We start from the raw sequence: 12,632 nt of genomic DNA, 5'->3' as shown, positions 1-12,632 counted from the left end.
TTTACATGGTCCCCATTGTCAAAATAATTTAATAAAAATTAATACCCAGGGTTTTGTATTATGTTTGGGTTTTGGTCGATTTCATTTTGAGGAATCGCCATATACTCACGACCTGGTTTGTAAGCACTGGTACCTGCACTTCTAGATTTTACATCTGCAGGATTGTCAACAATTAATTCAACAACCTTGCCCCAACGTAATAAATCGAAATACCTTGTACGTTCAAAGGTTAGTTCTTTCACTCTTTCATCTTCAATATCTTGCATTGTGATGGATGTAAAAGGAGTCATATCTGCTCTTTCCCTTACTTGATTGATAGCGTCTAATGCTACTGTTGTTGAACCCGATGACATGAATTCAGCTTCTGCAAGCATTAATAATACATCTGCGTATCGCATCATTCTTAAATTGTTACCCGCTCCGTGCCAGCCTTCGGCCAATGATGCAGAAAAGTTATTAAATTTCCAATCAGTCCACTTGTTTCCGTAGACATCAGTTGCAGCGGCATCGTAAATATCGGTATATGCTTTATCTGTATAGGTTTTGGATTCTAACGTTTCACCTTCATACGTAGTTGTTTCTGTTGTATTCCAGAACATAGTAGTAAAAGTTCTTGGGTCAATTTCATCATTTATTGTTCTTTCATCTAAAAACAAATCTAGAGCCCATTGGTTTACGGTCATACCATCTTGATTTGTAAATCCGGCAGGAGCAAAATCGGGTTGAAAACCGGATCCTTTACCTCTGTTGGGCGCGTCACCACCCCAGCCACTATTACCGTCGGCAATAAGTTGAATTTCAAATAATGATTCAGCATTATTTTCAAATTCTTCTGTAAAGTTATGTGCATAGTTGTTCATTAATTGGTAGCTACCACTGCTAATTACTTTTTGAAATTCGACTTTGGCTTCAGCAAACTTTTCTTGATACAAATAAGCTTTTCCCAAATATGCTTGGGCTGCACCAGAGGTCGCTCTACCTGTTTGATCGGCAGGCCAAGACGCTGGTAATAAAGATTCGGCAGCTTGTAAATCGGCTTCTATCAAAGCCCAAACTTCTGATGGGGCTGCCTGTACAATAGCTTGTGGATCTTCTATTTCAGTAAAAGGTATAGTGATTAAGGGAATATTTCTCCAATTATTCAACAAGTTAAAATAGTTAAACGCTCTAATAAAATGCGCTTCGCCAAGAATACTGTTTTTGGTCGCTTCATCCATTTCAATATCAGGTACTCTAAAAAGAACTTCATTAGATCTCGTTACACCTTGATACATTGATTGCCATACCCACTTTATAGGATTTCCTGCTGGGTTAGTATTAAAAAAACCAGCTTGTGTTCTATCAGAAGTACCAAAACCGTTAACTACATCATCTCTGTAATCAGACAAAAACACCTCAAATCTAGAATAGTATAATATGCTGGTCAACGGGCTATAAGCACCTATAATTCCTTTTTCTGCATCTTCAGCTGTTTGCCAAAAAGACTGAGGCGTTAATGCATTAGGGTTAGGTTGGTCTAAAATATCGTCGGAGCAATTTAAGCTTACAAGACTAACCGCCAGCAATGCAACCCCTGTTTTAATTGAACGATTTAATTTTTTATAATTTTTCATTTATTATATTTTATAAAGTTAAAAAGAAACTTGTAGACCAAGTTGAAAAGTTCTTCCGGCAGGTGTGGTTCCTTCATCTATACCGAGATTAAATTGGCTTTGACCACCTCGATCATTTCTGCCAATTTCTGGATAATATCCTGTGTAATCAGAAATAGTAAATAAGTTAATGGCCGAAACATACAACCTCAGTTTACTCAATTTGATTTTATCTAAAAGGTCATCAGAAAGGCTATATCCTATTTGAGCGTTTCTTAGTCTAAAGTATGCGCCACTCTCAAGATAAAAATCAGACATTCTTCTGTTAAATCCGTTATCGGCTTGTGTATTTCGAGGTATACTGGTGTTAGTGTTTGAAGGAGTCCACGCGTTCAATGCTTCAGCCAAATAATTGCCATCAGTATCAAAGAAACCTCTGTACCTGTTGCTATTTAAAAGCGTATTACCTGATACTCCATTAAAAAACAGGTTCAAATCCCATTGTTTGTAATTAGCACCAAGATTAAAGCCATATTCAAAATTTGGTATAGCACTACCAAGGTAAGTTTGATCATCTACATCAATATCACCGTCGCCATCTAAGTCTTTAAATTTAAGATCTCCAGCTACTGGGTTTCCAGAAGTGTCATTCGCTGCCGTTGCTTCGGCGTCAGTCTGATAAATACCGTCAACCACGTACCCGTAGAAAGATCCAATAGGTTGCCCTATATCCGTCTTTTTACTGTTTAAACTATTAGAGGTGAAACTTCCTGTAATAATTGGGGTAGAACCACCTAAGCTAGTTACTTTGTTATCTAAGGTAGAGAAATTAAGAGATGCATTAAAAGAAAAGTCTTCACTTAATTGGTCTCTATAATTTGCTGAAAATTCAAAACCTTTATTCTCAACACTTGCTGTATTAAAAGGAATTTCATTGTCAAATCCGGTATAAATGGGTAGTCGAATGCCTATTAGAATATCCTCTGATTTTTTAAGGAAATAATCCATTGTAATATCTAACTTATTGTTGAAAGCTGCGAAGTCTAAACCTATATCTGTAGTTTTAGTAGTTTCCCAAAAGATATTTGGGTTGACACCTTTAGTAATGGAGTACCCAGTAGCTCTAGCAGGAGAATCGCCTAAAACATATTCACTAAATAAGTTCAGCTGCGGATCCACAGAATAAACACCAACATTATTTGAACCAATTTCCCCGTAACTTGCTCTAAATTTTAAGTTTGAAATTGATGAAACATTTTCCATGAACTTTTCATTACTAACGTTCCAAGCGAAAGCAGCTGATGGAAATGTACCCCATCTTAAATCTTCGACAAATAGTGAGGAGCCATCTCTACGTAATGTAGCCGTTAAAAGATATCGATCATCAAACGAATAATTAACCCTGCCAAAATAAGACTGTATAGCAGAAGTGTTGTCAAATGAAGGCGCATTTGAAATCTCTTCAGCAGCAGACGGTACACGTATGTCGTTAGACGGGAATCTTCTTGCATCTACCCCAAGTCGTCTTGTATTGTTTTCTTGCTGCGTAAATCCAGCAATAACATCAATGCCATGTTTGCCAAGGGTCTTTTTATAATTTAGGGTATTTTCAACCAATGTAGACAGAAAGGTGTCATTTCTTTCACTTATTTCTGCGAAATTACCCATGTTTCCATCTATAAAAAGTTGGTCTTGGGGTCTAAATCTATAATTATTATTGATGTTATATTCTAACCCTAAATTCAACTTATAGGTAAGTCCATCAAAAATCTCGTAAGAGGCAGCTAGATTTCCTAATATATTTGTATTGGTAATGGTTCGGTCTTCTAAAGCTGCAACCCCCAATTCGTTGATTATAGTACCGGGGCCATAGAAAGTAGCTAATGCCGATCCAGGATCTAAGTCTGATGAGCTCCAATTGCCATCTGCATCTTTTAGACGTATTGTCGGCAATAGATTTCGTTCTTTATTAAAGTAAGGATTAGGATTGTTTACAGAGCGTGTTAAACCAATCGTATTTTGTAATTTGAATTTACCTTTAGTAAAAGAGCTATTAGCTCTTACAGTGTATCTTTCAAAATCATCATATTTTACAACACCTTCGCCGTCTAAATGACTTAAGGAAAGACTGAATAAGGTATTTTCACCCCCACCAGCTAACCTAAGGTTTGTATTTGAAATAGAACCTGTTCTTATCGATTCATCGTACAGATTGCTGGTATTGTTTGGATTGAATTCGGTATCGTTCGCCGGAGACCTGTCTGTACCATCGTTATCATCTGCTCGATTTACAATATCGGCATATTGTCTAGCATTGGCCCAGTCAATATCATTCACTAGGTTAGTAAACCCAAAATTAGTATCAAAATCAATAGTTAACTTTCCTTTAGTCCCTTTCTTAGTTGTTATAATTACTACTCCATTTGCCGCTCGTGATCCGTAAATAGCAGTTGATGATGCATCTTTTAAAACAGAAATGGTATCGATATCTTGAGGGTTTACAGAATTCATATTACTCGTAATAACACCATCGATAACGAATAACGGACCAGCTGCAGAGAGCGTACCTGTACCTCTAATGGTAATAAGAGAATTAGCTCCAGGAGAACCACCTTGAGATTGAATGTTTACCCCTGCCATTCTACCTTGTAATGCTTGGGCAGGATCGCTAAAAGTTATGTTCTCAATATCATCTGCTCCAACAGTGCCTACAGCACCGGTTACATCACTCTTTTTTTGCGTACCATAACCTACCACTACAACCTCGTCTAATTGACTGGCATCTTCTTCCAAAGAAATATTGACGATTGTCTGTCCATTTATAGATACTTCTTTCGACGTGAATCCGATATAACTGATGACGAGTATTCCATCGCTTGGTGCTTTTATAGTAAAGTTACCGTCGAAATCTGTTTGGGTGCCAATGGTGGCACCTTTGACCAATACATTGGCACCGGGCAGGGGTTGGTTTAAATTATCTAATACATTACCACTAATGTCAATTTCTTGCGCGCAAACATATGCTGTGCCGATAAGCCACACTAATAGCACCGACCAAAAATGTGATCGGTATTTTTTCATAATTAAGTTTGTTGGTTTCATAAGCATTTAAGTTAATCGGTGAGTAGTTATTTTTTTGATGTTGTAAATTTAGCCAAGTGACTCATCTGTTAATGCAACGAATGGTCATAACACCAACACAAATGTTTTTTTTATGGGATAATAGCGGAAGGCAGGAGTGATGTAGTGTAATTTTGAACTATTCCTTTCCTAGCTTAGAATTTTACAAAATAGAGCTCAAAGTTTTGTTCATGTTCAAATTTGATATCAAATTTTTATAGATTCTAGATGGCTTTTTTAATGGGTTTATTTAACCTTCCTTCTCATTGCTTTTTAACCTAGTTGTAAGTTTTTTACTTTGTTTACTTCTAATAGTATATATTAAGAAATAGAACTGAAAAGATAATATATGGGCTTCGAAAAAGTAACTTTTACAAATTCTCAAGGTAAACAATTGGCTGCTCGGCTAGAGCTGCCTACTAATCAAGAAGCGCACACTTATGCGATTTTTGCACATTGCTTTACTTGTAATAAAAACTTTTCTGCAGTTCGTAATATTTCAAGGGCATTAGTAAATAAAGGTATTGCAGTACTTCGGTTCGATTTTACGGGTTTAGGAGATAGTGAAGGTGATTTTGAAGAAACCAATTTTTCATCTAATGTTTCTGATCTAATACAGGCAGCTAAATTTTTAGAAGATAATTATAAGGCTCCTTCTTTGTTGGTAGGGCATTCGTTAGGTGGTGCGGCAGTTATTTTTGCCGCTTCGAAATTAGAATCGGTATTGGCTGTTGCAACTGTTGGTGCGCCATCTTCTCCTGCTCATGTGCAGCATTTATTTAAATCTAGTGTTGAAGAAATTAATGCGAACGGAAAAGCAAAGGTGAATATTGGTGGTAGAGATTTTACCATTAATAAAGACTTTATAGATGATATTGAGTCAATACCTATGGAGTCTGTGCTTAAGAACATGAGAAAACCTTTCTTAGTTATTCATTCGCCGCAAGATGCCATAGTCGGTATCGAAAATGCGAAAGAATTATACAGCTATGCGCATCACCCTAAAAGCTTTGTATCCATAGATAGGGCAGATCATTTATTAATGAATAGTTCAGATTCTACTTATGTAGGTAATGTAATATCTGGTTGGGCAGAACGTTATTTAGATATTCCGAAGAAAGCGGTTTTGAAGACTTCTCATCAAGTGGCGGTAAGTATCGGTAATGAAGGTTTTACTTCTGAAATTGTTTCGGGTAATCATTTGTTAATAGCTGATGAGCCAATAGATTTTGGTGGTAATGATTTCGGACCATCACCCTATGATTATTTGGCTTCTGGTTTAGGTGCTTGTACGGCAATGACTTTAAGAATGTATGCGACCCGTAAAAAATGGGATTTACAAAAAGTAATCGTGCATGTAGACCATGGCAAAGAACATGCACCAGATTCAGAAGATGTTTCATCTGACGGAAAAAAAATTGATACTTTTAAAAGAGAAATAGAAATATTCGGAAATTTAGATAATAAGCAACGACAGAGGTTGTTAGAGATAGCAGATAAATGTCCTGTTCATAAAACGCTTTCTAAAGGTGCATTGATTATGACAGAATTAATTTAAGATGATTAAAAAATAGAACTATGAAACAAGCAATTTGGAATAATAAAGTAATTGCAGAAAGTGATGCAACTGTTGTAATAGAAGGAAATCATTATTTTCCGCCTAACGATATCAAAAAGGAATTTTTTAAAAGTACAGAAACTCAGAGTATGTGCCCATGGAAAGGAATTGCTTCTTATTACGATGTAGAAGTAAACGGTGAAGTAAATAAAGACGCGGCATGGTATTACCCAGAAGTTTCAGAATTAGCAAAAGGTATTAAAGGTTACGTAGCCTTTTGGAAAGGTGTTGAAGTGAAATAGGATAGGAGTAAACAAAAAATGCCCCTTTTTAAAGGGGCATTTTTTTAAAGTAATTTTTTTTCAATAAGGATTTGGTATTAAAAGATTAGACAATCCCCAAAAGGGCTAAAAACGCTCCTACTACAACAACTGCTAAAAATGCATGCATTGCAATAACAAGCACGGATAGATAAGTTTCTACTCCGGTTTTAAATGATAAATTGTTCATAACATTACCTACTTTAAAGTTACACTACTAAAGTTAGGTGAATTGAGCAACAATTCCATATAAAAAGTTGTAAAACTCTCTTAAATAGATGTAAAATCTTACATTTTTGTGGTATGTCGTTTTTAAAATATGCATTTCAGCCCAGAAAATGGTATCTCGTCGATAACTGAATTACAGTATTTTACAAACTTACATCACCACTTGTAACTTTTGTGCGTAATATTAAAATAGTATCTATTTAATTAGATTTAACCAATCTGCTACTCCTGCCAAGGGTACTGATAAAAGTATTATTACCAAGCAGGTAATCATTAATTTAAGAAATCCATTGAGTATTTTAACTCCTGAAGTTAGTTCTTGTTCCATATTCATTGTTCTATTGTTCTGCGGTCAATATGGTAGATCTAACTTAAAGTGCTGTTAAATAGGAGAATAAAATCGATTAACGTATAGAAAATATCTGTATAAAGTATGTTTTCTATACAATAAGTGATAGTTATGAAAATGGTTTATTAAATAATATAGCAGGTGGTTAACTGATAATTATTCAATTATTTAAGGTTAAAACTGAATTTAATTCAGAAATAATACGTTCGGTTGCGCCGGCTTTTTCTTTGATATAGTCTGTATTAATTTGCCCGATTTTTGAACTGTAGTCATCACCATCAAAGCACTTGTCTGTAAGCTCTTGAAATTCACTATTGTTTTTTACGGAGATGACTCCGCCTAGTTGCACTAATTCTTCCGCCTCGGCAAAACCTTTGAACTGTGGACCGATAATTACGGGTATGCCAAAAACAGCAGGCTCTAAAGTATTGTGTAGTCCTGTAGCAAAACCGCCACCTACATATGCGATATCTGCATAGCTGTAAATTTTGGTTAAAAGACCAATGGTGTCAATGATTAAGACTTCGCTATCTTCTAGACTGTTATGCTCTAAATCTGTATAACGAACTACTTTTTTATTTATAGATTGAATTATTTCTTGAATATGATTGTCTTTAATAGTGTGCGGCGCTATAACAAACTTGATTGGATATGTATTGTTATTGATGTATTCTATGATGATTTTTTCGTCTTCTGCCCATGTGCTTCCGGCAACAAAGCAAAATTGGTCATTCTTAAAGCGCTTCATGAAATTTAATTCGTTGTCACGTTCTACTATTTCACTTACTCTATCAAAACGGGTGTCTCCAGCAATGGTTACATTAGTATATCCTACGGAATTTAATAATGATTTTGATTTTTCATTCTGTACAAAAAAGTGTGAGAAGTCATTTAATGCGCTGCGCATAAAACCACCATACCACCTAAAATAAGTTTGGTTTTCTTTGAATAATGCTGAGATTAAAAATGTTGGTGTATCAGCTTTTTTTAAGGCATTTAAGTAGTTGGGCCATATTTCATATTTAATAAATATAGCAATATCGGGGTGTGCAGCAGTTAAAAATGATTTTACTTTCCTCTTCGTATCCATAGGTAGGTAGCAAATAACATCAGCTATTTTGCTATTCTTTTTTACTTCGTATCCTGAAGGGGAGAAAAAGGTAAGTACTATTTTATGTGTAGGGTGATGAATTTTTAATTGTTCAATAACAGGCAAACCTTGTTCGTATTCACCTAACGATGCTGCATGAATCCAAATAACTTTGTCTTCTTTTGAGATAGACTGCTTAATTAACGAAATAGTTTCTTTTCTGCCCTTTACAAATAACGATAGTTTTGAATTCACCAATGCCAATACCTTTAAAATGGCAGATGCGCTTATGACAAGAAGATTATAGAGAAAGTTCAAACAGATGCTTTTAAGCTAAATTACGTTTCTTCCATAAAATTAGTGTCGTCTGTTTCGTATTTTTGTACGACTTCATGTAATTACAACAGATGAAAAAGATACAAATGGTAGACCTAGGTGGTCAATACCAAGAAATTAAAGATCAAGTAAATACTTCTATAACTCAAATTTTAGAAACGTCGGCATTTATAAACGGACCAGAAGTTCATGCTTTTCAGAAGGAGCTAGAAGATTACCTTCAGGTCAAGCATGTTATACCATGTGCCAATGGCACCGATGCTTTGCAAATAGCAATGATGGGTTTAGGTTTGAAACCTGGTGATGAGGTTATTACTGCAGATTTTACTTTTGCTGCAACAGTAGAGGTCATTGCATTGTTACAACTGACTCCAGTTTTAGTAGATGTTTATCCAGATACGTTTAATATTGATATAGAAGCTATAGAAAAAGCAATAACACCAAAAACGAAGGCTATAGTTCCTGTTCATTTATTCGGTCAATGTGCCAATATGGATGCTATACTTGCATTGGCGAAAAAACATGATTTGTTCGTTATTGAAGATAATGCTCAGGCGATTGGGGCTAAATATCTTTCAAAAGATGGTACAAAGCATATGGCTGGTAGTATGGGTAGTGTAGGTGCAACATCTTTCTTTCCTTCTAAAAATTTAGGGTGTTATGGAGATGGTGGAGCAATTTTCACCAATGATGATGAATTGGCACATACCTTAAGGGGTATTGTTAATCATGGTATGTACGAACGTTACCACCATGATGTAGTTGGTGTTAATTCAAGATTAGATTCTATACAAGCCGCAGTGTTGAGAGCTAAATTACCTAAGCTAGATGGTTATTGCGATGCAAGAAGAAATGCCGCTCGTGCGTATTCAAAAGCATTTGAGGGTCAAGAAAATATCATTACTCCGGTAACGGTGAATAATTGTGAGGGTATTTGCGATGTGTGCGATTGTCATGTTTTTCATCAATATACTTTGAGAATTACAAATGGTAAAAGAGATGAACTAGGGCAATTTTTAGCTAAAAATGAAGTTCCTTTTGGTGTCTACTACCCAATTCCATTACATAAGCAGAAAGCTTATCTAGATGATCGATATAAGGAAGAAGATTTTCCTGTGACGAACCAATTGGTAACAGAAGTACTGTCTTTGCCTATGCATACAGAATTAGATGAAGAACAGATTAACTACATAACTGAGTTAATTATCGGATTTGTAAACGGGTAGTGGTGTAGTTTTTTAAATTTGATAACGTTCAAACAGCATTATAAATGAAAGTATTAGTAACAGGCGGATTAGGTTTTATTGGTTCTCACACAGTAGTAGAGCTTCAAAACAAAGGGTTCGAAGTGGTCATTATAGATGATTGCTCTAACTCTGATGAAAATGTACTTGATGGTATTAAAGCTATCACAGGTAAAAAGCCGCTTTTTGAAAAGTTAGATTTAAAAGAAAAACATAAGGTTGAAGACTTTTTTCAACGTTATCAAGATGTTGCTGGCGTTATACATTTTGCTGCCTCTAAAGCAGTAGGCGAAAGTGTTGAGAAACCATTGTTGTATTATGAAAACAATATTGGTACGTTAGTTTACATATTAAAAGAACTTTGTAAAAAGAATAAGGCTAGTTTTATTTTTAGCTCTTCTTGTACTGTTTATGGTCAGGCAGATAAAATGCCAATTACAGAAGACGCTCCTGTTAAGGTTGCAGAATCGCCATATGGTAATACCAAGCAAATGGGCGAAGAGATTATTGCAGATACTTGCAAAGTAACGCCAAGCTTAAATGCGATTGCATTGCGCTATTTTAACCCTATGGGTGCTCACCCAAGTGGAGAGATTGGTGAATTACCAATAGGTGTTCCTCAAAACTTAGTGCCTTTTATTACGCAAACTGGTATTGGATTAAGGGATCAGTTATCCGTTTTTGGAGATGATTACCCTACGCCAGATGGTACATGTATAAGAGATTATATTTATGTGGTAGATTTGGCTAAAGCCCATGTTGTTGCATTAGAACGTTTGATGAATGGAAAAAACGAATCTAATTTTGAAGTTTTTAATGTAGGTACCGGAACAGGTAGTTCGGTATTAGAGGCGATAAAAAGTTTTGAAAAAGTATCTGGACGAAAATTGAACTATAAAATAGTTGATAGAAGACCTGGTGATATCACTAGTGCTTATGCAGATACCACTAAAGCAAATAAAGTATTGGGCTGGAAAGCGGAGTATACCTTAGAAGAGGCCATGAATTATGCATGGATCTGGGAACAGAAAATACGTGACTGATTTTTTCAGGTTTAACCATATAAATAAGGGGAAATATGGCTATATTTCCCCTTATTTAATTTAAAGACCACCTCTTATGAAAAAATCATTATTTCTTCTCATGCTTCTGTGTTTTACAGTAGCTACAGCCCAAGACACATATCTTCAATGCGGTAAAATTGTAGATGTTGAATCTGGTAAGGTGTTGTCTGAGAAAACGATTGTCATTTCAGGTAATAAGATTACAGAGATCAAAAATGGTTATGTAGTTGGTGGTGATCAAGATCAGGTGGTGGATTTAAAGTCAAAGACCATTTTACCAGGTTTTATAGATATGCATGTGCACATTGAAAGCGAATCTAGTCCGTCAAGATATTTAGAGGCTTTTACCATGAATGAAGCTGATGTAGCATTTGAATCTACCGTATATGCAAAAAGAACATTAATGGCCGGTTTTACAACCGTACGTGATTTAGGTGGGTCAGGAGTAAATATTGCCTTGAAGAATGCAATTAACAAAGGTACTGTTGTTGGTCCACGTATTTTTACAGCAGGTAAAGCACTTGCTACCACGGGTGGTCATGCAGATCCAACTAATGGTAGAAGTAATGAATTAATGGGTGATCCGGGACCAAAAGAAGGTGTAGTCAATTCACCCGCAGATGGCAGAAAAGCGGTTCGCCAACGTTATAAAGATGGTGCAGATGTAATTAAGATAACTGCAACTGGTGGTGTTTTAAGTGTTGCTAAAAACGGTCAGAACCCTCAGTTTACTATTGAAGAAATAAAAGCAATTACAGAAACAGCTAAAGATTACGGTATGCTTACAGCAGCTCATGCGCATGGTGATGAAGGTATGCAAAGAGCAATTTTAGGAGGAATTAAAACTATTGAGCATGGTACATTGATGTCAGAGGAAACGATGGAATTAATGATCAAACATAATACCTATATGGTACCTACGATATCTGCAGGTCAAGAAGCAGCTAGATTGGCGAAAATACCTAACTACTTGCCACCTGTAGTAGCTAAGAAAGCTTTGGAAATCGGTCCTAAATTGAATGCTACTTTTGCAAAGGCGTATAAAAAAGGGGTGAGCATCGCTTTTGGTACTGACTCTGGGGTTTCGCCTCATGGAGATAATGCAAAAGAGTTTGTGTATATGCACAAAGCAGGTATGCCTATTATGGAGGCTTTGCGTTCAGCTACAATTACAAATGCGATGCTTTTAGGCGAGAAAGAATTAGGGCAAATTAAAGAGGGCTACATAGCCGATATTGTTGCTGTAAATGAAAACCCTTTAGATAATGTAGAAACATTAACGGATGTAGTTTTTGTTATGAAAGAGGGTGTTGTGTATAAGCAATAATCTTTTAGATTACTTTCTGTTTGATGGAGTAAAGAATGTAGGTGTGACATGAAGTTAAATGTTGATAATAGTGAGCAATTAATGCAGGTTGCTATTGGTGATTCTCTTTTTGATAAATTGAAGCACCAGGTGGAGAAGGATTTTGTTCTTGCCAATATACCCCTGCAAATAACTGAACCATTAGGTCAATCTGAGTTTATAGCGCTTATTCGTGAGAAGGTGTATTACTTAATGATGGAGCATTTTGCTGAATATCTAAACTTAATGTACATCATAGATATTCCAGAAAGTGCATTTCATAATATTGAAATTACCGATACTGTAGATGTGGCAGATCAGGTCACATTATTGATTTTAAAGCGGGAGTATATAAAGGTGTGGTATCGTAATCGATATCAATAATG

General features: G+C 35.8%; 10 protein-coding genes. 6 read left to right on the top strand and 4 right to left on the bottom strand.

The features are described 5' to 3' along the window. Positions 1-38: 38 nt before the first annotated feature. Complete coding sequence (locus ACJJVT_RS13785) at positions 39-1,613, bottom strand: RagB/SusD family nutrient uptake outer membrane protein (protein ID WP_405399452.1); 1,575 nt, start codon at positions 1,611-1,613, stop codon at positions 39-41. A gap of 18 nt (positions 1,614-1,631) precedes the next feature. Continuing rightward, positions 1,632-4,673 carry a SusC/RagA family TonB-linked outer membrane protein gene (locus tag ACJJVT_RS13780; RefSeq protein ID WP_405399451.1) on the bottom strand — a complete coding sequence of 1,014 codons (3,042 nt, stop codon included), beginning with the start codon at positions 4,671-4,673 and terminating at the stop codon, positions 1,632-1,634. Positions 4,674-5,061: 388 nt separating this feature from the next. Here ACJJVT_RS13780 and ACJJVT_RS13775 point away from each other — a divergent pair, with 388 nt between their 5' ends. Continuing rightward, positions 5,062-6,270, top strand: a complete 1,209-nt coding sequence (locus ACJJVT_RS13775) for an alpha/beta fold hydrolase (RefSeq protein ID WP_405399450.1) — start codon at positions 5,062-5,064, stop codon at positions 6,268-6,270. A 20-nt stretch (positions 6,271-6,290) separates the two neighbouring features. Continuing rightward, complete coding sequence (locus ACJJVT_RS13770; protein WP_405399448.1) at positions 6,291-6,572, top strand: DUF427 domain-containing protein; 282 nt, start codon at positions 6,291-6,293, stop codon at positions 6,570-6,572. Positions 6,573-6,657: 85 nt separating this feature from the next. On the opposite strand, the gene ACJJVT_RS13765 is transcribed toward ACJJVT_RS13770, so the two are convergent. Further along, complete coding sequence (locus ACJJVT_RS13765; protein ID WP_262493301.1) at positions 6,658-6,780, bottom strand: hypothetical protein; 123 nt, start codon at positions 6,778-6,780, stop codon at positions 6,658-6,660. Between the two features lie 547 nt (positions 6,781-7,327). After that, positions 7,328-8,575, bottom strand: a complete 1,248-nt coding sequence (locus ACJJVT_RS13760; protein ID WP_405399446.1) for a 3-deoxy-D-manno-octulosonic acid transferase — start codon at positions 8,573-8,575, stop codon at positions 7,328-7,330. A gap of 89 nt (positions 8,576-8,664) precedes the next feature. On the opposite strand from ACJJVT_RS13760, the gene ACJJVT_RS13755 reads away from it, so the two are divergent. The 4 genes from ACJJVT_RS13755 to ACJJVT_RS13740 all read left to right on the top strand — a co-directional run bounded on the left by ACJJVT_RS13755 (position 8,665) and on the right by ACJJVT_RS13740 (position 12,630). Further along, positions 8,665-9,819: a DegT/DnrJ/EryC1/StrS family aminotransferase gene (locus ACJJVT_RS13755; protein WP_405399444.1), complete on the top strand. Its 1,155-nt coding sequence runs from the start codon at positions 8,665-8,667 to the stop codon at positions 9,817-9,819. 44 nt (positions 9,820-9,863) lie between these two features. Next, on the top strand, positions 9,864-10,880 hold the full coding sequence (gene galE / locus ACJJVT_RS13750) for a UDP-glucose 4-epimerase GalE (protein ID WP_299797513.1): 1,017 nt from the start codon (positions 9,864-9,866) through the stop codon (positions 10,878-10,880). 76 nt (positions 10,881-10,956) lie between these two features. Continuing rightward, on the top strand, positions 10,957-12,228 hold the full coding sequence (locus ACJJVT_RS13745; protein ID WP_405399443.1) for an amidohydrolase family protein: 1,272 nt from the start codon (positions 10,957-10,959) through the stop codon (positions 12,226-12,228). Between the two features lie 48 nt (positions 12,229-12,276). After that, positions 12,277-12,630, top strand: a complete 354-nt coding sequence (locus ACJJVT_RS13740; RefSeq protein WP_405399442.1) for a hypothetical protein — start codon at positions 12,277-12,279, stop codon at positions 12,628-12,630. Positions 12,631-12,632: the final 2 nt, after the last annotated feature.

Source organism: Maribacter sp. Asnod2-G09 (genome assembly GCF_045063795.1).
Taxonomy (GTDB): domain Bacteria; phylum Bacteroidota; class Bacteroidia; order Flavobacteriales; family Flavobacteriaceae; genus Maribacter.
Note: the sequence above shows the minus strand (reverse complement) of the source record. Positions and strands in the feature narration are given on the sequence as shown.

Bases quoted from the DNA above. Each gene is read 5' to 3' on its own strand.
- ACJJVT_RS13785 (WP_405399452.1), bottom strand. From the start codon at position 1,613: ATGAAAAATTATAAAAAATTAAATCGTTCAATTAAAACAGGGGTTGCA.
- ACJJVT_RS13780 (WP_405399451.1), bottom strand. From the start codon at position 4,673: ATGAAAAAATACCGATCACATTTTTGGTCGGTGCTATTAGTGTGGCTT.
- ACJJVT_RS13775 (WP_405399450.1), top strand. From the start codon at position 5,062: ATGGGCTTCGAAAAAGTAACTTTTACAAATTCTCAAGGTAAACAATTG.
- ACJJVT_RS13770 (WP_405399448.1), top strand. From the start codon at position 6,291: ATGAAACAAGCAATTTGGAATAATAAAGTAATTGCAGAAAGTGATGCA.
- ACJJVT_RS13765 (WP_262493301.1), bottom strand. From the start codon at position 6,780: ATGAACAATTTATCATTTAAAACCGGAGTAGAAACTTATCTATCCGTG.
- ACJJVT_RS13755 (WP_405399444.1), top strand. From the start codon at position 8,665: ATGAAAAAGATACAAATGGTAGACCTAGGTGGTCAATACCAAGAAATT.
- galE (WP_299797513.1), top strand. From the start codon at position 9,864: ATGAAAGTATTAGTAACAGGCGGATTAGGTTTTATTGGTTCTCACACA.
- ACJJVT_RS13745 (WP_405399443.1), top strand. From the start codon at position 10,957: ATGAAAAAATCATTATTTCTTCTCATGCTTCTGTGTTTTACAGTAGCT.
- ACJJVT_RS13740 (WP_405399442.1), top strand. From the start codon at position 12,277: ATGAAGTTAAATGTTGATAATAGTGAGCAATTAATGCAGGTTGCTATT.